At 72.5% G+C, this 20,589-nt stretch carries 18 protein-coding genes; 11 read left to right on the top strand and 7 right to left on the bottom strand.

The features are described from left to right. Nucleotides 1-10 precede the first annotated feature (10 nt). A complete protein-coding gene (locus ACJ5H2_RS20730; RefSeq protein ID WP_408897332.1) occupies nucleotides 11-1,312 on the bottom strand; it encodes an MFS transporter in 1,302 nt (433 codons plus the stop codon). A 65-nt stretch (nucleotides 1,313-1,377) separates the two neighbouring features. Here ACJ5H2_RS20730 and ACJ5H2_RS20725 point away from each other — a divergent pair, with 65 nt between their 5' ends. The 5 genes from ACJ5H2_RS20725 to ACJ5H2_RS20705 all read left to right on the top strand — a co-directional run bounded on the left by ACJ5H2_RS20725 (nucleotide 1,378) and on the right by ACJ5H2_RS20705 (nucleotide 6,398). Next, nucleotides 1,378-1,677: a DUF1905 domain-containing protein gene (locus ACJ5H2_RS20725; RefSeq protein ID WP_408897331.1), complete on the top strand. Its 300-nt coding sequence runs from the start codon at nucleotides 1,378-1,380 to the stop codon at nucleotides 1,675-1,677. 190 nt (nucleotides 1,678-1,867) lie between these two features. After that, nucleotides 1,868-2,233, top strand: a complete 366-nt coding sequence (locus tag ACJ5H2_RS20720) for a YciI family protein (protein ID WP_408897330.1) — start codon at nucleotides 1,868-1,870, stop codon at nucleotides 2,231-2,233. Beyond that, nucleotides 2,230-3,471, top strand: a complete 1,242-nt coding sequence (locus tag ACJ5H2_RS20715; protein WP_408897329.1) for an RNA polymerase sigma factor — start codon at nucleotides 2,230-2,232, stop codon at nucleotides 3,469-3,471. The genes ACJ5H2_RS20720 and ACJ5H2_RS20715 overlap by 4 nt, the downstream gene beginning before the upstream one ends. 35 nt (nucleotides 3,472-3,506) lie before the next feature. Beyond that, entirely contained in the window at nucleotides 3,507-5,486 is a 1,980-nt protein-coding gene (locus ACJ5H2_RS20710) for a M3 family metallopeptidase (RefSeq protein WP_408897328.1), read from the top strand. Nucleotides 5,487-5,618: 132 nt separating this feature from the next. Further along, complete coding sequence (locus ACJ5H2_RS20705; RefSeq protein WP_408897327.1) at nucleotides 5,619-6,398, top strand: PadR family transcriptional regulator; 780 nt, start codon at nucleotides 5,619-5,621, stop codon at nucleotides 6,396-6,398. A gap of 89 nt (nucleotides 6,399-6,487) precedes the next feature. On the opposite strand, the gene ACJ5H2_RS20700 is transcribed toward ACJ5H2_RS20705, so the two are convergent. Next, on the bottom strand, nucleotides 6,488-7,855 hold the full coding sequence (locus ACJ5H2_RS20700) for an aspartate aminotransferase family protein (RefSeq protein ID WP_408897326.1): 1,368 nt from the start codon (nucleotides 7,853-7,855) through the stop codon (nucleotides 6,488-6,490). Between the two features lie 5 nt (nucleotides 7,856-7,860). Beyond that, nucleotides 7,861-9,354, bottom strand: a complete 1,494-nt coding sequence (locus tag ACJ5H2_RS20695) for a CoA-acylating methylmalonate-semialdehyde dehydrogenase (RefSeq protein ID WP_408897325.1) — start codon at nucleotides 9,352-9,354, stop codon at nucleotides 7,861-7,863. A 94-nt stretch (nucleotides 9,355-9,448) separates the two neighbouring features. Between ACJ5H2_RS20695 and ACJ5H2_RS20690 the strand changes: the two genes are divergently transcribed. Next, the gene (locus ACJ5H2_RS20690; RefSeq protein WP_408897324.1) at nucleotides 9,449-11,035 is read left to right on the top strand and encodes a PucR family transcriptional regulator; all 1,587 of its coding nucleotides are present in this window, start codon (nucleotides 9,449-9,451) and stop codon (nucleotides 11,033-11,035) included. A 76-nt stretch (nucleotides 11,036-11,111) separates the two neighbouring features. Here the strand turns inward: ACJ5H2_RS20690 and ACJ5H2_RS20685 are convergent, their stop codons facing one another. Then, nucleotides 11,112-11,666, bottom strand: coding sequence for a YceI family protein (locus tag ACJ5H2_RS20685; RefSeq protein ID WP_408897323.1), 555 nt, complete (start codon nucleotides 11,664-11,666; stop codon nucleotides 11,112-11,114). A gap of 189 nt (nucleotides 11,667-11,855) precedes the next feature. Next, nucleotides 11,856-11,993 (bottom strand): hypothetical protein, encoded by a 138-nt coding sequence (locus ACJ5H2_RS20680; RefSeq protein ID WP_408897322.1) that lies wholly within the window; start codon nucleotides 11,991-11,993, stop codon nucleotides 11,856-11,858. Between the two features lie 231 nt (nucleotides 11,994-12,224). Here ACJ5H2_RS20680 and ACJ5H2_RS20675 point away from each other — a divergent pair, with 231 nt between their 5' ends. Next, entirely contained in the window at nucleotides 12,225-12,488 is a 264-nt protein-coding gene (locus ACJ5H2_RS20675; protein ID WP_408897321.1) for a hypothetical protein, read from the top strand. A 15-nt stretch (nucleotides 12,489-12,503) separates the two neighbouring features. Next, nucleotides 12,504-14,342: a glutamine--fructose-6-phosphate transaminase (isomerizing) gene (gene glmS / locus ACJ5H2_RS20670; RefSeq protein ID WP_408897320.1), complete on the top strand. Its 1,839-nt coding sequence runs from the start codon at nucleotides 12,504-12,506 to the stop codon at nucleotides 14,340-14,342. Nucleotides 14,343-14,441: 99 nt separating this feature from the next. On the opposite strand, the gene ACJ5H2_RS20665 is transcribed toward glmS, so the two are convergent. After that, nucleotides 14,442-15,995 (bottom strand): fibronectin type III domain-containing protein, encoded by a 1,554-nt coding sequence (locus ACJ5H2_RS20665; RefSeq protein WP_408897319.1) that lies wholly within the window; start codon nucleotides 15,993-15,995, stop codon nucleotides 14,442-14,444. A gap of 226 nt (nucleotides 15,996-16,221) precedes the next feature. Between ACJ5H2_RS20665 and ACJ5H2_RS20660 the strand changes: the two genes are divergently transcribed. Together ACJ5H2_RS20660 and ACJ5H2_RS20655 are read left to right on the top strand one after the other, a co-directional pair. Next, nucleotides 16,222-17,883 (top strand): DEAD/DEAH box helicase, encoded by a 1,662-nt coding sequence (locus ACJ5H2_RS20660; RefSeq protein WP_408899657.1) that lies wholly within the window; start codon nucleotides 16,222-16,224, stop codon nucleotides 17,881-17,883. Nucleotides 17,884-17,899: 16 nt separating this feature from the next. Beyond that, nucleotides 17,900-18,508: a transglycosylase SLT domain-containing protein gene (locus tag ACJ5H2_RS20655; protein ID WP_408897318.1), complete on the top strand. Its 609-nt coding sequence runs from the start codon at nucleotides 17,900-17,902 to the stop codon at nucleotides 18,506-18,508. Nucleotides 18,509-19,158: 650 nt separating this feature from the next. Here ACJ5H2_RS20655 and ACJ5H2_RS20650 read toward each other — a convergent pair. Then, a complete protein-coding gene (locus ACJ5H2_RS20650) occupies nucleotides 19,159-20,091 on the bottom strand; it encodes an NAD(P)/FAD-dependent oxidoreductase (RefSeq protein WP_408897317.1) in 933 nt (310 codons plus the stop codon). A 27-nt stretch (nucleotides 20,092-20,118) separates the two neighbouring features. Between ACJ5H2_RS20650 and ACJ5H2_RS20645 the strand changes: the two genes are divergently transcribed. Beyond that, complete coding sequence (locus ACJ5H2_RS20645) at nucleotides 20,119-20,571, top strand: MerR family transcriptional regulator (protein WP_408897316.1); 453 nt, start codon at nucleotides 20,119-20,121, stop codon at nucleotides 20,569-20,571. The last annotated feature ends 18 nt before the right edge of the window (nucleotides 20,572-20,589 follow it).

Genomic DNA, 20,589 nt, shown 5'->3' with positions numbered 1-20,589 from the left:
CCAGCATCCCTCAGGCCCGGTCGGCGTGGTCCGCCCGTTGCCCGACGACGACCCGGTAGCGGACGAACGACGGCACGGCGATCGCGGCCACGACCACGAGCACGACGACCAGGACGCCGCCGCCGGCCGCCGCGGTCGCCGTACCGACCATCGCCGCGCTGGCCCCGTGGGCCACGTCCGCGATCCTCGGGCCACCGGCGACGACGACGACGAAGATGCCCTGCAGCCGACCGCGCACCTCGTCGGCCGCGGCGGTCTGCAGCATCGAGGTGCGGAAGGCCGCCGACGCCATGTCCGCGGCGCCGCCCACGACGAGCATGAGGACGGCGACGACCAGCCACCAGCGCGCCGACCCCGGCAGAGTGTCGGCGCCAAGGACGGCAAGACCGAAGCCGGTCATCGCCAGGCCCCACACGACGATGCACCAGACCACGGCCCGGCCCTGCGCGCTGACGCGCGAGACCCAGCCGGAGAAGACGCCGCCGAGCACCGCACCCGCCGGGATGCCGGCGAACAGCAGGGCGAACGCGAGCCCGCCCTCCTCCGGTCCGAGGAAGCTCTCGTGCGCGATCTCGGGGAAGAGCGCGCGCGGCATGCCGAAGACCATCGCGATGATGTCGACGACGAAGGACATCATCAGCACCGGCTGGGTGCGCAGGTAGGTGATCCCCTCGACGACCGAGCGGAGGCCGGGCGTGCCGGTCCGGCCCTCCACCGGGAGCCGCGGCAGCCGTACGACGGCCCACGCCGTCGCCAGCAGGCACACCGCGTCGGCCAGGTAGAGCCAGGAGAAGCCCGTGAAGGGGATCAGGACGCCGGCGATGAGCGGCCCGCCGATCGCCCCGGCCTGCATCACCGTCATGTTGAGGGAGTTCGCCGCGGGCAGCACCTCCTCGTCGAGGAGGCGGGGCAGCACGGCCGAGCGGGTGGGCTGGTTGACGGCGAAGAAGCCCTGCTGGACCGCGAAGAGGCACAGCAGCAGCCACACGTTGCCCAGGCCGAGGGCGGCCTGCAGCCAGAAGAGCGTGGCCGTGCCGATCAGGCCGGCGGTCGTGACGAGCAGGATCGTGCGCCGGTCGAAGTGGTCGGCGAGCGCCCCGCCCCACAGGCCGAACACGACCAGCGGGACCAGCCCGAACACCCCGGTGAGCCCGACGTACGCCGACGAGCCGGTGTCGGCGTAGATCTGGGCGGGCACCGCGACGACGGTGAGCTGCGCACCGACGACGGTGACGATGTTGGCCGACCACAGCCGCCGGAAGTGCGGGTCCCGCAGCGGCCGGGTGTCGGCCAACATCCCGCGAACACTCACCAGATCAGGCTACGGACCTCCTCGCCGCGGCGATGAGTCGGGCCGGCCGGCGCGGTCCACCTGTCATGAGCACACCGGAGCAGAGCGGCGTCGGCCCGCTCGACATCACCTTCACCGAGACCCTCCGCCGCAGCGACGCCAAGGGCGGCTGGACCTACCTGATCTGGCCGGAGTCCGCCGAGCGGTTCGGCACCCGCGGCCGGGTCAAGGTCCGCGGGACCATCGACGGCGCACCCTTCGAGACCTCCTTCATGGCCCTCGGCGACGGCACCCACAAGCTGCCGGTCGCCAACGCCCTGCGCGTCGAGTCCGGGAAGCAGGCGGGGGAGAGCGTCGAGGTCCACCTCACTGAGCGGCTCTCCTGACCCGTCGAGTCGTCGGTTCTGACCCGTCGAATCGACGGTTGCTGCCCGGCCCGGCCCGCTGACGGCCGTATCTCGGAGGATCGATGAGAATTCTGCTGGCAGGCTGTCGTATGCAGCGTCCCCCCTTCGTGGTGGGGGTGGGAGGCGGTCATCGGGACCGCCCCGCACCGACCGAGACCAGGAGATCCCCATGACCCAGTACCTGCTGAGCGTGCACGGCAACGAGGAGGAGTACGCCGAGGTCCCCGAGGACCAGTGGCCCGAGATGTTCGCCGCGGTCGAGCGGTTCAACGAGCAGCTGCGCACCGACGGCGTCTGGGTCTTCGCCGGCGGTCTGGAGGGAGCCGAGACCGCGACCGTGGTCGACGGCCAGGGCGAGAGCCCCGTCTTCACCGACGGGCCCTACCTGGAGACCAAGGAGCACATCGGCGGCTTCTGGGTCATCGAGGTCCCCGACCGCGACACCGCCCTGCGCTACGCCGTCGCCGGCTCGAAGGCCTGCCAGGGCCGGGTCGAGGTCCGCCCGTTCCAGGCCGAGCCCCCGGCCGAGGCGTGACGGACCACCCGGACCGCTCCGCTCCCCGCCCGACCGCCGCGGAGGCGGTCGAGCGGATCTTCCGCGACGAGTACGGGCGGCTGATCGCCTCCCTCGTGCGGCGCTTCGGCGACATCGACCTCGCCGAGGACGCCGCCGGGGAGGCGCTGGTCACCGCGCTCGAGAAGTGGCCCAGGGACGGCGTACCCCCCAACCCGGGGGCGTGGCTCACCACCACCGCCGGCAACCGGGCCATCGACCGGCTCCGTCGCGAGAAGCTCCGGGACGGCAAGCACCAGGCCGCTGCCATGATCGAGGACGACACACCTCACGAGCCGACCGGCGTCATCGAGGACGACCGGCTCCGGCTGATCTTCACCTGCTGCCACCCGGCGCTCGCGCCCGAGGCACGGATCGCCCTGACCCTGCGCCTGCTGGGCGGGCTCACGGTCGCCGAGATCGCCAGCGCCTTCCTGGTCCAGGAGACCACGATGGCGCAGCGGATCACCCGCGCCAAGGCCAAGATCAAGGGCGCGAACATCCCCTACCGGGTGCCCGCGGCCGAGGACCTGCCGGCGCGGGTGGGCACCGTCCTCGCCGTCCTGCTGCTGATCTTCAACGAGGGCTACCTGTCCTCGGGCGACGGCGACCCGGTGCGGGAGGAGCTCACCGGGGAGGCGATCCGGCTGGCCCGGATCCTCCACGAGCTGCTGCCGGCCGATCTCGAGGCGACCGGCCTGCTGGCGCTGCTGCTGCTCACCGAGGCCCGTCGCCCGGTGCGGGTGCGCGACGGGGAGCTGGTCCCGCTCGACGAGCAGGACCGTGGTGGGTGGGACCGGGCGCTCATCGCCGAGGGCCACGATCTGGTGCGCCGGTGCCTGGCGGCGAACCGGCCCGGGCGCTACCAGATCCTCGCCGCGGTCAACGCCGTGCACACCGACGCGCCCACGGCCGCCGCGACGGACTGGTCGCAGGTCGCGGCGCTCTACGACCAGCTCGCCCGGCTGGACCCGTCGCCGATCGTCGCGCTGAACCGCGCCGTCGCCGTCGCCGAGCTCGACGGCCCGGAGGTCGCGCTGGCGATCGTCGAGCGGCTGCCCCTCGACGGCTACCACGCCTGGCACGCGACCCGCGCCGAGCTGCTGCGCCGGCTCGGCCGCAGTGCCGAGGCCCGGGAGCAGTACGACGCGGCGCTGGCCGTGTGCGACAACGTCGCCGAGCGCGCGTACCTGGCCCGCAAGCGCGGTCAGCTGGCCTGATCCGGTCCACCCCGCGCCGCTCGTAGGCTGGCGCCATGACGCTCGTCCCCCTCGCTCTGCCCTCCACGCCCGACGACTGGCCCGCCTGGTTCCGCGAGCGCACCCAGGCCGAGCTGGCCCGGGCCCAGGAGCTCGTCGACGGCCTGCGGGCGGGCCCGCCCGCCGACGCCGTGGAGACGCTGCGCCGCTGGGACCGCGCGGCGGGACATCTCGGCAACGCGGCGGCCGCGGGATCGCTGTTCGGCAACGTCCACCCCGCCGAGGAGGTCCGCGACCTGGCCGACGCCGCCGAGCAGGAGGCCCAGCGGATCGGGACGTCCTGGGGCCTGGACCGCGAGCTGTACGACGTCTTCGCGGCCATCGACGACAGCGCGGTCGCGCACGACCCGCTCGCCGCACGCCTGCTCGCGAAGGTGCGTGACGACTTCCGGCGCTCCGGCGTCGACCAGGACGAGGTCACCCGCGCCCGGATCGCGGAGATCCGCGAGCGGATCACCGAGCTCGACCAGGAGTTCAGCCGGGTGGTCCGCGACGACGTCCGCACGGTGCGGGTCCCGCCCGAGAGGCTCGCCGGCATGCCGGAGGACTGGCTGGCCGCCCATCCGGTCGACGACGAGGGCATGGTCACCGTGACGACCGACTATCCCGACTCGGTCCCGGTGCGGATGTTCGCCCGCGACCAGGACGTGCGGCGGCAGGTCACCGTCGCCTTCCTCGAGCGGGGGTGGCCGGCCACGGAGCCGCTGCTCACGGAGCTCTTCGCACTGCGCCACGAGCTCGCCACCACCGTCGGGTACGCCGACTGGCCGTCGTACGACGCCGACGTGAAGATGATCGGGGACGGCCCGGCCATCCCGGCCTTCATCGAGCGCATCGTCGAGGCCGCGGAGGAGCCGATGCGCCGCGACCTCGCCCAGCTGCTCGAGCGCTACCGCCGCGACTTCCCCGACGCGGTCGAGGTGCCCGGCTACGACTACAACCACTACGCCGAGCTGGTGCGCGCCGAGCAGTACGACGTCGACTCGCAGCGGGTCCGCGCGTACTTCGACTTCGCCTCGGTGCGGGAGGGGCTGCTGGCCGTCACCGGCCGGCTGTTCGGGCTGCGCTACGAGCGGGTCGACGTACCGGTGTGGCACGAGGACGTCACCGTCTACGACGTCTTCGCCGACGCCGACCTGCCAGGGCTCGAGCGAGGAGCGCCGGCGACGAGCCTCGAAACCCCCCTGGGTCGCATCTACCTCGACCTCCACCCGCGCGAGGGCAAGTACAAGCACGCCGCCCAGTTCACCCTCGCCGACGGGGTGCGCGGGGAGCAGCTGCCCGAGGGCGTCCTCGTGTGCAACTTCTCCCGCGGCCTGATGGAGCACGACCACGTCGTCACGCTCTTCCACGAGTTCGGCCATCTCCTGCACCACGTCCTCGGCGGCCACGGCGAGTGGTACCGCTTCGCCGGCGTCGCCACCGAGTGGGACTTCGTGGAGGCGCCGAGCCAGATGCTGGAGGAGTGGGCCTGGCACGCGGACGTGTTGCGGACCTTCGCGACGGACGCCGCGGGGGAGCCGATCCCGGCCGAGCTGGTCGCCGCGATGCGCGCCGCGGACGACTACGGCAAGGGGATCTACGCGCGCACCCAGATGTTCTACGCGGCGATGTCGTACTGGTTCCACGCGGACCGCGTCCACGGTGACGACGCGCCCGACCTGACCTCGCGCATGGTCGAGCTGCAGGAGCGGTACGCCGCGCTGCCCTATCTGCCGGGCACGCACATGTTCGCCAGCTTCGGACACCTGGGCGGCTACAGCTCGGGCTACTACACCTACATGTGGTCGCTGGTGATCGCGAAGGACATGTTCAGCGCCTTCGACGAGCACGACCTCTTCGCCCCGGAGGTGGCGCACCGCTATCGCGACCGGGTGCTCGTGCCGGGTGGCTCCGCCGACGCCGCCGACCTGGTGGCCGACTTCCTCGGGCGTCCCTCGTCGTTCGACGCGTACGCCGCCTGGCTGGCGCGCTGATCGACTCGCCCTTGCCCCGGGGCGGGAGTCGGCGTACGGTTGCGATATATCGCGACACGAACACGAACTGTTCGCCGGTATCTCGATCCGAACCGGGGCTCACGAGGCCCCCGCAACCGAAGGAGGTCCCTCATGGGACACCACGAGAGCTCACGCCCGTTCGACGACCGCGACCCCTGGGGTCGCTCCGAGCCCCGGGGCTTCCAGCGCCGCAACCGCGGCGGCGGCCCCGGCCCCTGGGCCGGCGCCTGGGGCGGCTGGGAGTGGGGCGAGCCCGGCCGTGGCCGGGGTCGCCACGGAGGTCCGGGCTTCGGCCCGGGAGGCCCCGGCGTCCCGCCGCCGTGGCTCGCCGGCCTGTTCGGCATGGGACGCCCCGAGCCCGGCCGCGGCCCGCGGGTACGCCGCGGCGACGTCCGCTCGGCCATCCTGGACGTGCTGCGCGAGGCCAACCAGCGCGAGGAGTCGCCGAACGGCTACCAGGTGATCCAGGCGATCACCGAGCGCAGCGGCGGGGTGTGGAAGCCGAGCCCCGGCTCGGTCTACCCCACCGTCCAGCAGCTCCAGGACGAGGACCTGGTCGAGATCGACGAGGCCCGCGGCCGCCGCGCCATGCGGCTGACCAGCGCCGGTGCGGCCTGGTGCGAGGAGCACGCCGACGAGCTCGCCGCCGTCTGGGCGCCCTTCGACCGCTCGCGGGAGAAGGCCCAGGCCGGATCGGCCGACCAGGGCCACGCCGACCTCAAGGCCGAGATCGGCCAGGTGATGGGTGCCGTGTGGCAGATCGTCACCGCCGGCTCCGACACCCAGCGCCGGGCCGCGGTCGACGTACTGGTCGAGGCCCGCCGCAGCCTCTACGGCATCCTCGCCGACGGCCCGACGCGCGACGCCGACCCGTCCGAAACTGACAGCTGACAGACGCCGACCCGGCGCAGGTTGACCGCGAGATGGTCAGCCTGCGCCGGGTCGATGCGTCTGCGGTGACAGTTCGCGCCGGGTCGCGCTCAGGCCTGGGCGTACTCGTCCGCCACCTCGAGGGCCTCGTCGAGGATCGCCAGTCCCTCGAGCAACTCCTCCGCGGTGGTGGTGCACGGCGGCGCGACGTGGGTCCGGTTGAAGTGCACGAAGGGCCACAGGCCGCGCTCCTTGCACGCGGCCGTGAAGCGGGCCATCGGCTCGGCGTCCGGGCCGGCGGCGTTGAACGGCACCAGCGGCTCGCGGGTCGCGCGGTCGCGGACCAGCTCGACGGCCCAGAACATGCCCAGGCCGCGGACGTCGCCGACGCTCGGGTGCCGGGCGGCGATCTCGGCCAGCCGCGGGCCGATCACGTCCGTGCCCATCGCCCGGACGTGGTCGAGCACGCCGTCGGACATGACCCGGATCGACGCCACCGCCGCCGCGCACGCCAGCGGGTGGCCGGAGTAGGTGAGGCCGCCGGGGTAGGCGCGCTCGCGGAAGGTGTCGAAGATCCGCTCCGAGATCACGACGCCGCCCAGCGGCACGTAGCCGGAGTTCACGCCCTTGGCGAAGGTGATGAGGTCCGGCGTCACCCCCCAGTGGTCGATCGCGAACCACTCGCCACAGCGGCCGAAGCCGGCCATCACCTCGTCGGCGACCAGCACGATGCCGTGCCGGTCGCACAGCTCCCGTACGCCGGCCAGGTAGCCCGGCGGCGGCACCAGGATGCCGTTGGTGCCGACCACGGTCTCGAGGACGATCGCCGCGATCGTCGTCGGGCCCTCGACCATGATGGTGTCGGCCAGGTGCTGCAGCGCCCGCTCGCCCTCCTCGGCCTCCGAGCTCGCGTGGAAGGCCGAGCGGTAGGGATAGGGACCCCAGAAGTGGACGGCCCCCGGGACGGAGGGCTCGGAGGGCCAGCGCCGCGGGTCGCCCGTCAGCGCGATCGCGCCGGCGGTGGCGCCGTGGTAGCTGCGATAGGTCGACATCACCTTGTGGCGGCCGGTGTGCAGGCGCGCCATCCGGATCGCGTTCTCGTTCGCCTCGGCACCGCCGTTGGTGAAGAACACGTGGTTCAGGTCGCCCGGCGCACGCTCGGCGATGAGGCGGGCGGCCTCGCCGCGCACGTCGTTGGCGAACGCGGGCTGCACCATGCACAGCCGCGCGGCCTGCTCCTGGATCGCGGCGACGAGCGCGGGGTGCTGGTAGCCGAGGTTGAGGTTGACCAGCTGGGAGGAGAAGTCGAGATAGGTCTTCCCGTCGTAGTCCCAGAACCGCGAGCCCGCGCCGCCGGCGATCGGCAGCGGGCTGATCCTGTCCTGCGCCGACCAGGAGTGGAAGACGTGCGCGCGGTCGTCGGCGACGACCGCCTCGACCGCGGCGTCGGTGGTGATCCCGTGCGAGAGGGTGGTCATCGCCGTCACCGGTTCCGCGGGAAGCCGAGGTCGATGGTCGACGTCGCCGGGTCGGGCCACCGGGAGGTGATCACCTTCGCCCGGGTGAAGAACTCGATGCCCTCGGCGCCGTACATGTGGTGCGAGCCGAACAGCGACGACTTCCAGCCGCCGAAGGAGTAGTGCGCGACCGGCACGGGGATGGGCACGTTGACGCCGACCATGCCGACCTCGATCTCGCGCTCGAACTTCCGCGCGGCGCCACCGTCGCGGCTGAACAGCGCGACGCCGTTGGCGAACTCGTTGCGGTTGACCAGGTCGATCGCCTCGTCGAAGGTCGCGACCCGGACGACCGACAGCACCGGGCCGAAGATCTCGTCGCGGTAGACCGACATCTCCTCGGTGACGTGGTCGATCAGGGACGGGCCGAGGAAGAAGCCCGACCCCGGGACCTCGGTACGACGGCCGTCCAGCACGACCGTCGCGCCCGCCTCGGCGCCGGCGTCGATGTAGCCCGCGACCCGGTCGCGGTGCGCGGCCGTGATGAGCGGACCCATGCCGGTGCCGGGGGCCGTGCCGTCGCCGACGGTGATGTCGTGGGCGCGGTTCTCGATCTCCTTGACGAGCCGGTCGGCGACGTCGCCGACGGCGACCAGGACCGAGACGGCCATGCAGCGCTCGCCGGCCGAGCCGTAGGCGGCCGAGATCGCGGCGTCGGCGGCCATGCCGAGGTCGGCGTCGGGCAGCACGATCATGTGGTTCTTGGCGCCACCGAGGGCCTGGACCCGCTTGCCGGCGCGGGTGCCGGCCTCGTAGACGGCCTGGGCGACGGGGGTCGAGCCGACGAAGCTGACCGCGGCGACGCCGCGGTGCGCGAGCAGCTCCTGGACGGTGCCGGCGTCGCCCTGCAGCACGGTGAACACGCCGTCGGGCAGGCCGGCCCGCTGCCACAGCTCGGCGAGCAGCAGCGACGCCGAGGGGTCGCGGTCGCTGGGCTTGAGGACGAAGGCGTTGCCGGTGGCGATCGCGTTGGCGCACATCCACAGGGGCACCATCACGGGGAAGTTGAACGGCGTGATGCCGGCGACGACGCCGAGCGGCTCGCGGATGGAGCGGACGTCGACGCCGGTGCCGACCTCGGAGGAGAAGGAGCCGCGCAGGTGCTCGGCGATGCCGACCGCGTAGTCGATGTTGTCGAGTCCGCGCGCGACCTCGCCGGCCGCGTCGTCGAGCACCTTCCCGTGCTCGGCGGTGATCGCCGCGGCCAGCTCGTCGGCGTGCGCGCGGACCAGCTCGCGGAAGGCGAACAGGATCTGGGTGCGGGTCGCGAGCGACGTACGACGCCACTGGGCCGCCGCTGCCGTCGCGGACGCCACGGCGCGCTCGACCAGGGCGGCGTCCGCCAGCTGCACGGCGCCGGTGACCTCACCGGTCGCAGGGTTGAACACGTCGCCGGTGCGGGCGCCGTCGACGCTCACGCGGGCGCCGTCGATCCAGTGGGGGATGGGAGTCGCGGTCATGGCGCCGACCGTAGGCGCCCAGCACGCCCGGGGCCAGTGGCAGACTGTCTCGCGTCCGTGGTGCTCGTTGACAGTGTGGAAAGGGGTGGTCGCCGTGCTGCCGACGCTCGCGGAGGTGCTCGCCCTGCCGGAGGTCCAGCGCGGCGACCCGCTGGTCGTCGCCGGCCGGGCGCACCTCGACCGCCGCGTCCGGTGGGTCCACGTGAGCGAGCTCAGCGACATCGCCGAGCTGCTGACCGGGGACGAGCTCCTGCTGACCACCGGCATCGCGCTGCCCTCGTCCCCGCGGGCGCTGCGCGGCTATCTCGACGGGCTGGTCCGCGTCGGCGGCGTCGGCATCGCGGGGCTGGCGGTGGAGCTCGGCCGGCGCTACACCGACGAGCTGCCGGCCGCCCTCGTCACCGCCGCCGAGGAGCACGGCCTGCCCCTGCTGGCCTTCCGGCGGGAGACCTCGTTCGTCGCGCTCACCCAGGCGGTGCACCGGATCGTGGTCAACGCTCACCTCGCGGAGCTGGAGGCCTCCGAGGAGGCCCACCGCGCCTTCACCCAGCTGACCCTCGGGCGGGCCCGGCCCCAGCAGGTGGTGGACCTGGTCGCGGAGATGGCCGACCGGCCGGTCGTCTTCGAGAACCTGGTCCACCGCGTCATCGCCTACAACACCGCGGGGCGCGACCACGACGCCGTCATCGGCGACTGGGAGCGGCGCTCGCGCAGCGCCCGGCTGCTCGGCGCGAGCGCGGCGGTGGACGTCGGGCCCGAGCCCGGCCGGTTCGGGCGCCTGGTGCTCCTGGCCGACGGGGCCGGCGGGGCCGGCGGGGACCTGACGCCGCGGCACCGGATGCTCCTGGAGCGCGGGGCGACCGCGCTGGCGATGGGTCGCCTCATCGACCGCGACGCGCAGAGCCTCGAGCTGCAGGCGCACCGGACCCTGCTCACCGAGCTCGCCGCCGGCGTCGACGTCCCCCATCTTCCGGCCCGGCTCACCTCCCTCGGCGTGCGCTGGAAGGGCCGCCATGTCACCGGGATGGCCGTCCGGCTGTCGGCGCCGGGCTCGGGGGCCGACGAGCTGCGCGGAGTCGCGACGGACCTGCTCGACGAGCTCCGGGTGCGCCGTACCAGCGGGCTGGTCGGCCCGGTGGACGACGAGCGGGTGGTCGCGCTGGTCGCGCACGCGCCGGGCGACCTGGACGCGGTCGTCGCGCGCCTGGTCGCGCGCCTGGCCCGCAGCGGTGCCCGCCTCGCCGTCGGCGTCGGCTCGGCGGTGGCGGAGGTGGCCGGGGCGGGGGCGAGCGTGCGGGAGGCTCTCGTCGTCGCGGACTCCGCCGCTCCCACCGACCCGCCGCGCGCCGTGCGCCTCTACGACCTGCGCCTGCGCGGGCTGCTGCACCTGCTGCGCGACGACCCTCGGGTGCAGCAGTACGTCGAGCGCGAGCTCGGGTCCCTGCTCGCCCACGACGCGCGGACCGGCGAGGAGCTCACCGGCACGCTGGCGGCGTACTGCGCCGAGGGCGGGAACAAGGTCCGCGCCGCCGAGCGCTGTCACATCTCCCGGCCGGCGCTCTATGCGCGGCTGCGGCGGATCGGCCAGCTCGTCGACATCGACCTGGCCGACCCGGAGAACGTGCTCGCGCTGCATGTCGCGCTGCTCGCCCGTGAGGTGATGGCCACGCCGGTCCGCTGACGCGCCGGGCGAGAGAAGCCGACGACCCGCCGCGCGAGCGCGGCGGGTCGTTCGGGTGAGAAGGCTCAGAGCAGGGTCAGGCGTTCTTGATCGCGGAGATGTCGAACTCGAGCTTGATCTTCTCCGAGACCAGGACGCCGCCGGTCTCCAGCGCGGCGTTCCAGGTCAGGCCCCAGTCCTTGCGGTTGACCGTGACGTCGCCCTCGAAGCCGACGCGGATGTTGCCGAACGGGTCCTTGGCCGAGCCGTTCTCCTCGAACTCGATCGTGACCGGCTTGGTGACGTCCTTGATGGTCAGGTCGCCGGTGACGGTCCACGTGTTGCCGTCGCGCGCCACGTCGGTGGAGACGAAGGTCCACTCCGGGAAGGCGGCGGTGTCGAAGAAGTCGGGGGAGGTGAGGTGACCGTCGCGGTCGGCGCTGCCGGTGCTGACGCTGGCCGGGTTGATGGTCAGGGTGACCGACGAGGCCGAGGGGTTCGCGGTGTCGATGTGCGCGGTGGCGCTCCAGTCGGTGAACTGGCCGCGGACCTTGGTGACCACGGCGTGCCGGGCGACGAAGCCGAGACGGCTGTGCGCGACGTCGAGGGTGTAGTCGCCGCTGATGTCGGTGAGGGCTGCGGACTCGGTCATGGCGTGTGCTCCTTGGTGCAGTGCGGATTGGTTGAATCTTCAAAGACCGTAACCGATGGTGACACGTCAACCATTCCACTGCAACGTGTGACCTGGCTCACGTCCGCACCCTTCCCGACGTCGTCGGCGGGAAAGCAGCAGAGCCGCCCCCACGTGGGGGCGGCTCTGACGAGATCTGCGAAGCGAGCGTCAGGCGGCGTGCGAGTGCGCGGCCGCGGGCTGGCCGACCTCGACCCAGACGGCCTCCATCCGGGTGCGTCCGTCGGGGGCGGTCACGGGCAGCCAGCGCATCTCCAGATGCGTCGCGGTCATGTTCGTGTCGGTCATGGGTCACCTCCTGTTCACCTTGTGTTCACCAACATAGCACGTCCCCCACTCCGGGCGCCGCCCTGCGGCGAATCGGCCGCTCGACGCTCCACTCGGCGGCGCGCGTGGGGTCCAGCCGGTGGTTCGCGCTCCACCTCACGCTGGCCGGGCGATTCGGCGCGCGGAGAACACGATTTGCCCGATTTCGGGCAGATTTTGCGAAACCACGGATCCTGGCTGCACGCTGGCGGGGTGCACGTCGACCCGCGGCTCCTGCAGCATGTGCAGGACAGCACCGGCCTGGACGCGGCGGAGGCCACTCGCCTGGTCCAGGACATCCTCGCCTTCCACGACGAGACGGTGGAGGCGTGGGTGCGGCGGCGGCATGCGGAGCTGAGGACGTACGGCGCGAGGAACGACGCGATCTTCGCCCGGCTCCGTGAGGAGCTGCGGACCACCGTGGTCGCGGCTCCCGACCTGTCGGAGCGCCAGCTCCGGCGCATCATCTACGGCTGAGGGGGATCACGGGACATGTGCGGCATCGTGGGATACATCGGCACCCAGCAGGCAGCGCCGCTGCTGCTCGAGGGCCTGACCCGGCTCGAGCATCGCGGCTACGACTCGGCGGGGCTCGCCGTGCTCGGCGGGAGCGGACTGAAGGTCGCCAAGCAGGCCGGACGGGTCCGCGACCTGGCAGGCGGGCTGCCGAAGCGCTTCGGCGGGAAGGTCGGCATCGGCCACACCCGGTGGGCCACCCACGGGCCGGCGAACGACACCAACGCCCACCCCCACACCGACGAGGCCTCGCGGGTGGCCGTCGTCCACAACGGCATCATCGACAACGCCGCTGCGCTGCGGGCCGAGCTCGCGGACGCCGGCGTGACGCTGACCTCGGACACCGACACCGAGGTGCTCGCCCATCTCATCGCGCGCTCCGACGCGGCGACGCTCGAGCAGCGCATCGCCGACGCGCTGCTGCGGGTCGAGGGCACCTACGGCATCGCGGTCGCGCACGCCGACTTCCCCGACCGCCTGGTGGTGGCGCGCAACGGCAGCCCGCTCATCGTCGGCGTCGGCGACCACGAGATGCACGTGGCCTCGGACCTCGCCGCCCTGGTGCGCTACACCACGACCGTGGCCCATCTCGGCGACGGCGAGATGGCCACGATCACCGCGAACGGGTTCACGACCTACCGCATCGAGGCCACTGGGCTGGCCGCCACGGACCGCCGGGCCAAGCACGTCGACGTCGACCCGGCGGCGTACGACGCGGGCGAGCACGACTCGTTCATGCACAAGGAGCTGCTCGAGCAGCCGGCCCGCGCCGAGGCGGTGCTCCGGGGCCGCCTCGACGAGCGCTTCGGCACCGGCCACCTGGGCGGGCTCAACCTCGACGCCCGCGAGCTGCGCGCGATCCGCCGGGTCAAGATCCTCGGCTGCGGGTCGGCGTACTACGTGGGCCAGATGGGTGCCTCGCTGGTCGAGGAGCTCGCCCGGATCCCGGCCGACGCCGAGGCGGCGAGCGAGTTCCGCTACCGCAACCCGATCGTCGAGCCGGACACGCTCTACGTCGCGGTCAGCCAGTCCGGCGAGACCATCGACACCCTGCTGGCGGTCCAGGAGATCCAGCGCAAGGGCGGTCGGGTGATCGGCCTGGTCAACGTGGTCGGCTCCGCGATCGCGCGGCAGGTCGACGGCGGCATCTACCTCCACGCCGGACCTGAGGTCGCCGTGGCGTCCACGAAGGCGCTGACCAACATGTTCCTCGCGTTCGCGATGCTCGCGGTGCAGCTGGGCCGGGTGCGGGACCTGTCCATCGCGGACGGCAAGCGGCTCATCGCGGGCCTGACCCGAATCCCGGAGCAGATCGACGAGATCCTCGCGACCGAGGCCGACCTCGCGCTCGTCGCGAAGCGGCTGGCGACGGCCGAGAGCCTCTTCTTCGTCGGCCGGGTGCGCGGCTTCCCCGTCGCCCGCGAGGGCGCGCAGAAGTTCAAGGAGATCAGCTACCGCCACGCCGAGGCGTACCAGACCAGCGAGCTCAAGCACGGCCCGCTCGCCCTCATCGCGCCCGAGGTGCCGACCGTCGCCATCGTCCCCGACGACGAGCTGGTCGAGCGGAACGTGGCGGCCCTCCACGAGATCGCCGCCCGCGGGGGCCCGCTCGTCGTCCTGACCCACGCCGGGGTCGACCTGGGCGACCTGGAGAGGGGGCTGACGGGGCGCATCGACGTACCGCGCAACGAGCGTGAGCTCGACCCCATCCTGCTGACGATCCCGCTCCAGGTGCTGGCCTACCACGCCGCCCTGGAGCTCGGCCACGACATCGACAAGCCCCGCAACCTGGCCAAGTCCGTCACCGTCGAGTGAGGCGCGAGGTGTGAGGACTGGGGGTATGAGGTGTGAGCCTCGGGGGTCGGCAGCCCCCGAAGCTCACACCTCGAGGGCCCACGGCTCACACCTCGCGCCTCAGGGGATCTCGACCGTGACGCGGACGGGGGCGTGGTCGGAGAGGATGCCGGTCCAGCGGCCGTCGGCGTAGGGCTCGTCCAGCCGCCAGCTCGTGACCCGCGCGTTCGGCGGGACGAAGACCCGGTCGATGTGACCACCCCAGCGCGGGAAGATCCGCGGGACGGAGGACCAGGCGTTGAACGAGTTGAGGTACGGCAGCGAGGCGTACTGCTCGGCGACGTCGTAGGCGTCGTCCCAGCCGAACGTGTTGAGGTACTCCCGCGGACCGTCTAGACCGCTGCCGCGGTCGGAGTTGAAGTCGCCCGAAAGCAGGATGGGAAGTCCCGCGGTCTCCGGGTCGGCGGTGAGCCTGCCCCAGAAGGTCGCAGCTTGGTCGAGCCGAGTCTGGTCGTTGCCGGAGACCGGAGGCACGAGATGCACAGAAGCAAGAATCAGCTCTCGATTGGTGACCTTGTCTCTCACCTTCACCCAGCAGCCGCCGTGGGTGTACCCGTAAAAGCGGTAGCCATTTGCGGTCTCCGTGAGCACATCGAACTTTGCCGAGCGCACGATCAAGGATTGGTTCCGGGTTCCTGCCACAAGAGGCCGATCCGGATGGTTGTTCGGATTCTTCAGGTATCCGTCGCCGACTCGACAGGCCAGCTCGTACCCGGTCGTTGTCGCAAGGTCGTTGACCGCGGGCGCGGATTCCTGCAGGGCAACGGCATCCGGGGCAGCTGACGCGATGCGGGACTTCGCTGCCAGCTTCCGGTTGTCCCACGGATGCGGTGCGCACACCGACCCGTCGCCGTCGCCGCTGCATACGTTCCAGGTCATCATGCTCACCTTGAGTGGCCCGCCGACCGCGCGGCTCGTCGGCACCGTCGCCTTGCAGCTGGTCGCGCCGAGCGCGCCGGCGCCGTACCCGCTGTGGGGGCGCACCTGGAAGCAGTACACCTTGTTGGGCTGGAGGCCACCGACCACGACGCCCGCCGCGCCGCCGCCGGCGCCGACGCGCACGGTCTGCTTGGCCGGGTCCTTCTGGACGTCGCCCTGGCCCGGCGCATAGTCGAGGTCGTACGCCGTGGCGCCGGCGATCTCGTTCCACCGGAAGGTGAGCGCCACGGTGGCGCCCTGGTGCTGCTGCCGGTCGACCCACACCGGCTGGACGCGGTCGAGCCGGGGCGTCGTACGACAGCGCGTCTTCGACCACTTGCCCTTGCGCTTGCCGTTGTAGGCGCGCACCTTGACGCAGTAGCTCGCGCCCTGGGCCAGTCCCTTGAGCGTCTTCGACGTCTTGCGGGTGCGGTCGGTGTGCGCCGTGCCGCCGGGCACCCTCCACTTCACCTTGTACGACGTCGCCCGCGCCGCCCGCTTCCACTTCACCTTGAAGGACGCGCTCGCGCCGTCGATGCGGGGCTTGACGAGCTTGACGCCCTTCACCTTCGCGGGCTTGGCGGCGGCGCCGGCGGGCTCGACGACACCGGCGACGAGTCCGGAGGTGCACAGCAGGACGGCGATCGCCGCGAGCAGCAGGTGCCGCAGGCGGCGGGGCGTGGTGTCGGGCCTCATGTGGTTCTTTCTCGTCGTCCGGAGCTGAGCGTGTGCCGACCGTGAAGCGGATGGGAGGCTCCCGGCATTACCGCAGTCCTTACCAGTTCGTGTCCGGTTCAACCCTCCGTGACCCAGCGCACCGCGACGAGGATCACGCCACCCGGGCTTGACCGCACTAGTCTTGACGGGTGAGTGACACCGAGGACACGCCGCCACGTTCGCCGATCTCGGTCTCGGTGACCGCATTCTCAAGGCGCTCAAGGACATCGGCTACGAGTCCCCGTCCGCGATCCAGGCCGAGACGATCCCGCACCTCCTCGCGGGCCGCGACGTGATGGGCCTGGCCCAGACCGGCACCGGCAAGACGGCCGCCTTCGCGCTGCCCATCCTCGACCAGCTCGACCTCACGCAGAAGACCCCCCAGGCGCTGGTCCTCGCCCCCACCCGCGAGCTCGCCCTCCAGGTGTGCGAGGCCTTCGAGAAGTACGCCGCGAACCTGCGCGGCGTGCACGTGCTCCCCGTCTACGGCGGCCAGGGGTACGGCGTCCAGCTGTCCGCGCTGCGTCGCGGGGTCCACATCGTCGTCGGCACGCCCGGCCGGATCATGGACCACCTCGACAAGGGCACCCTCGACCTGACCGAGCTGCGCTTCCTCGTGCTCGACGAGGCCGACGAGATGCTGAACATGGGCTTCGCCGAGGACGTCGAGACGATCCTCGCCGACACCCCGTCGGACAAGCAGGTGGCGCTCTTCTCGGCCACCATGCCGAAGCAGATCAAGACGCTGTCGAGCAAGTACCTCAACGACCCGGTCGAGATCGCGATCGAGCGCAAGACCCGGACCGCCGAGAACATCCGCCAGCGCTACCTGATGGTCAGCTACCCGCAGAAGGTCGACGCGCTGACCCGGATCCTCGAGGTCGAGAACTTCGAGGGCGCCATCGTCTTCGTCCGCACGAAGAACGAGACCGAGACCCTCGCCGAGAAGCTGCGCGCCCGCGGCTTCAGCGCGGCGGCCATCAACGGCGACATCGTCCAGGCCCAGCGCGAGCGCACCGTCAACCAGCTCAAGGACGGCAAGCTCGACATCCTGGTCGCCACGGACGTCGCGGCCCGCGGCATCGACGTACCCCGGATCAGCCACGTCTTCAACTACGACATCCCCACCGACACCGAGGCCTACGTGCACCGGATCGGCCGCACCGGCCGCGCGGGTCGCAGCGGCGACGCGATCTCCTTCATCACCCCGCGCGAGCGCTACCTCCTCAAGCACATCGAGAAGGCCACCCGCTCCACGCTGGAGCAGATGCAGCTCCCGACGGTGGACGCGATCAACGAGTCGCGCCTGAGCCGCTTCGACGACCAGATCACCGCCGCCCTCGAGTCGCCGCGCATCGAGTTCTTCCGCGAGGTGGTCGGCCACTACATCCGCGAGCACGACGTGCCCGAGGTCGACGTGGCCGCCGCGCTCGCGATCGCGATGCAGGGCGACACGCCGCTGCTGCTCGAGCCCGAGCCGGAGCCGGAGCGCCGACCCCGCCGGGAGTACGACGACCGGCCGGCGCGCGGCGACCGCGGCGCGGACCGCGGCGACCGGGGTGACCGGGGCGGTCGTGACCGTACGCCGCGCTCGGGCGGCAGCTTCCAGGCCTACAAGATCCAGGTCGGCAAGCGCCACCGCGTCGAGCCGCGCCAGATCGTCGGCGCTCTCGCCAACGAGGGCGGCCTGGACCGGCGGGACTTCGGCAAGATCACGATCCGCCCGGACTACTCGATCGTCGAGCTGCCCGCGCGGCTGACCGACGAGCAGTGGGAGCGACTCAAGAGCACCCGGATCAGCGGCAAGCTGATCGAGCTCGCGAAGGACCACGGTCCGCCGAACCGCTCCCGCAAGCCGCGGGACTGACCTACGCTCGGACCCCATGGGGGGTCCGCGACGCGTCGTGGCGCCCACTGCGCTCGCGGTGGGCGCGATGCTGCTGAGCGCGTGCGCCGGCCAGGCGCGGCCTGGGGCGGAGCCCACCGCCCCGACCGCGGCGACCACGCCGCCGACGTCCGCGAGCGCCGTGCCGAGCTCCCCGCCGACCCCGGTGGAGCACGCCGACCCGCTGTCGCGCTCGGGCGCCCGCGCCGACGTGTCGACGGTGCAGATCATGGCGCAGCTCGCCCGCCGCGCCGAGCGGATCGCGAAGCGGCTCCCGCAGGTCCCCGTGCCGACCGACGTCGACCCGGCGTCGAACCGGGGCATCGGCTACCGGGAGATGGTCGACTTCGGCTTCCCCGCCGACCAATGGCCCTATCTCGATGCGCTCTGGCACCGCGAGTCCGGCTGGAACCATCTCGCCGAGAACCGCAGCTCCGGCGCCTACGGCATCCCCCAGTCGCTGCCCGCCACGAAGATGGCCGTCGTGGGCAGCGACTGGCGGACCAACCCGGTCACCCAGATCCGCTGGGGCCTCGCCTACATCGCGGCTCGGTACGGCAACGCGCAGAAGGCGTGGGAGCACTCCGAGCGCGTCGGCTGGTACTGAGCTCTCGGGCCGAGCGTGTCGCCTGTCGAGGCGCACCGCACGCTGCGATGGGCCGAGCGTGTCGCCTGTCGAGGCGCACCGCACGGGCACTCGCTTCGCTCGGCCCGCGGGTGCGCCTCGACGCGCTGCGCGCGGGCGACACGCTGCCGGCCGCGCGGTCGAGGTCGAGGAGCTCGAGGTCGCCGGGCGGCCAGACCACCTCAGCCGGGGCCGAGCGTGTCGCCTGTCGAGGCGCACCGCACGGGCACTCGCTTCGCTCGGCCCGCGGGCGCGCCTCGACGCGCTGCGCGCGGGCGACACGCTGCCGGCCGCGCGGTCGAGGTCGAGGAGCTCGAGGTCGCCGGGCGGCCAGACCACCTCAGCCGGTGGTTGAGGTGCGAGGCCGTCCGCGGCGGGTCGGCTTCAGCCGGTGGTTGAGGTGCGAGGCCGCCCGCGGCGGGTCGGCTTCAGCCGGTGGTTGAGGTGCGAGGCCGCCCGCGGCCGAGCCTCGAAACCTCCCGCGGCCCGGCGCGGTGGCCCCGGAGGTTTCGAGGCTCCTCGCTGGCGCTCGTCGCACCTCAACCACCGGGGTGGCTCCTCGCTGGCGCTCGTCGCACCTCAACCACCGGGGTGGCTCCTCGCTGGCGCTCGTCGCACCTCAACCACCGGGGTCAGGCGATCCGGGCCAGAGCCGCGTCCTGGACGCACGCGGAGGCGGCGACCTGGCCCATGGCGGCGGCGACGAGGACGGACGCCATGGGCATGGGGAGCTCCGGGCCCTGGGCGAGGTCGCCCGCGGCGTACACGCCGGGCACGCTGGTGCGCCCGAGGGCGTCGATCCGGATCGCGCCGACCTCGGAGGTCGCCAGGCCCAGCTGCTCGGCGAACGGGCTCGACGGCTGCCAGGCGGTCTTGACGAACAGCCCGCCGAGCGCGACCTCCTCGCCGTCGGTGAGGGTGACGATCAGGCCGTCCCCCGCCTTGCGCACGTCGGCGACGGGGGTGGTCACGACGCTCGCGCCGGTCCGGGCGAGACCTGCCGCGGTGGCCTCGTCGAGCGTGGCGCCGTGGGTGAGGACCACCCGCTCCACGGCGACGGGCAGCAGCATCGAGGCCATCGCCGCGACGTGCGGGGCCGCGCCGAGGATGCCGACCCGGGTGCCGGCGTACTCGTGACCGTGGCAGAACGGGCAGTGCGCGACGAGGTCACCGAAGTTCTCGGCGATCCCCGGCACGTCCGGCAGCGTGTCGCGCACGCCGGCGGCGACGAGGACGCGCCGGGCCTGCACGTCCGGCTCGCCGTCGACCTCGAGGACGAAGGCGCCCAGCTCGCCGGAGATCCGGGTGACGCCGGCGCCGACGACGTCGAGGAAGCGCACGTCGGCGTACGCCTCGGCGTCCTTGCGGGCGGCCAGGCGCAGCTCGGCGGGGGCGGCGCCGTCGTGGCCGAGGAAGTTGTGCATGTGCCCGGTCGGGTCGTTGCGGTAGCGGTCGTTGCTGATGACGATGGTCGACTGGTGCATCCGGCCGAGGGTCTGGGCGGCCTGCAGGCCGGCGGATCCCGCGCCGATGACGGCGACGTCGTAGGTGGTCGAGTTGATCATGGACCCAGGATGTGACTTCATGTGAACATGAAGTCAAGCACCAAGAGCATCCGATGGTCCGTGGGTGAGCTGGCCGCACGCTTCGAGCTGGAGACCCACGTCCTTCGGCACTGGGAGGACAAGGGGCTGCTGAGTCCCGAGCGCGACGGGGCCGGCCGTCGCGTGTACGGCGAGGACGACGCCTACCGGGTCGCCGCGATCCTCGCCAGCAAGGCCTCGGGCATGAGCCTGGACCAGATCCGCACCCTCATGGACGGCTCCGCCGAGGGTCGGCGCGCCGCGCTCAAGGCCCATCTCGACGAGCTCGACCGGCGCCAGGCCGAGCTCGAGCGGTCCCGGCACATGACCCAGCACGCCCTGGAGTGCCGCGCGCACGACATCACGACCTGCCCGGGATTCCAGGCGCACGTCTCCGACATCGTGGACGGTACGACGCGCGGCATCCGGTTCCTGGGCGGGCATCGCGAGGCGGCGTCCTGACCGGGGCCGGTGACGGGG

Source organism: Nocardioides pymetrozini (assembly GCF_046058985.1).
Taxonomy (GTDB): domain Bacteria; phylum Actinomycetota; class Actinomycetes; order Propionibacteriales; family Nocardioidaceae; genus Nocardioides.
The sequence above is the reverse complement of the archived record's forward strand: the minus strand, read 5'-3'. Positions and strand labels throughout refer to the sequence as shown.

What these genes read in the sequence shown, in the direction of transcription:
- ACJ5H2_RS20645 (WP_408897316.1), top strand. Translation starts at nt 20,119, where the DNA reads ATGAAGTCAAGCACCAAGAGCATCCGATGGTCCGTGGGTGAGCTGGCC.
- ACJ5H2_RS20705 (WP_408897327.1), top strand. Translation starts at nt 5,619, where the DNA reads ATGGGACACCACGAGAGCTCACGCCCGTTCGACGACCGCGACCCCTGG.
- ACJ5H2_RS20655 (WP_408897318.1), top strand. Translation starts at nt 17,900, where the DNA reads ATGGGGGGTCCGCGACGCGTCGTGGCGCCCACTGCGCTCGCGGTGGGC.
- ACJ5H2_RS20665 (WP_408897319.1), bottom strand. Translation starts at nt 15,995, where the DNA reads ATGAGGCCCGACACCACGCCCCGCCGCCTGCGGCACCTGCTGCTCGCG.
- ACJ5H2_RS20685 (WP_408897323.1), bottom strand. Translation starts at nt 11,666, where the DNA reads ATGACCGAGTCCGCAGCCCTCACCGACATCAGCGGCGACTACACCCTC.
- ACJ5H2_RS20680 (WP_408897322.1), bottom strand. Translation starts at nt 11,993, where the DNA reads ATGACCGACACGAACATGACCGCGACGCATCTGGAGATGCGCTGGCTG.
- ACJ5H2_RS20650 (WP_408897317.1), bottom strand. Translation starts at nt 20,091, where the DNA reads ATGATCAACTCGACCACCTACGACGTCGCCGTCATCGGCGCGGGATCC.
- ACJ5H2_RS20710 (WP_408897328.1), top strand. Translation starts at nt 3,507, where the DNA reads ATGACGCTCGTCCCCCTCGCTCTGCCCTCCACGCCCGACGACTGGCCC.
- ACJ5H2_RS20725 (WP_408897331.1), top strand. Translation starts at nt 1,378, where the DNA reads ATGAGCACACCGGAGCAGAGCGGCGTCGGCCCGCTCGACATCACCTTC.
- ACJ5H2_RS20720 (WP_408897330.1), top strand. Translation starts at nt 1,868, where the DNA reads ATGACCCAGTACCTGCTGAGCGTGCACGGCAACGAGGAGGAGTACGCC.
- ACJ5H2_RS20700 (WP_408897326.1), bottom strand. Translation starts at nt 7,855, where the DNA reads ATGACCACCCTCTCGCACGGGATCACCACCGACGCCGCGGTCGAGGCG.
- ACJ5H2_RS20695 (WP_408897325.1), bottom strand. Translation starts at nt 9,354, where the DNA reads ATGACCGCGACTCCCATCCCCCACTGGATCGACGGCGCCCGCGTGAGC.
- glmS (WP_408897320.1), top strand. Translation starts at nt 12,504, where the DNA reads ATGTGCGGCATCGTGGGATACATCGGCACCCAGCAGGCAGCGCCGCTG.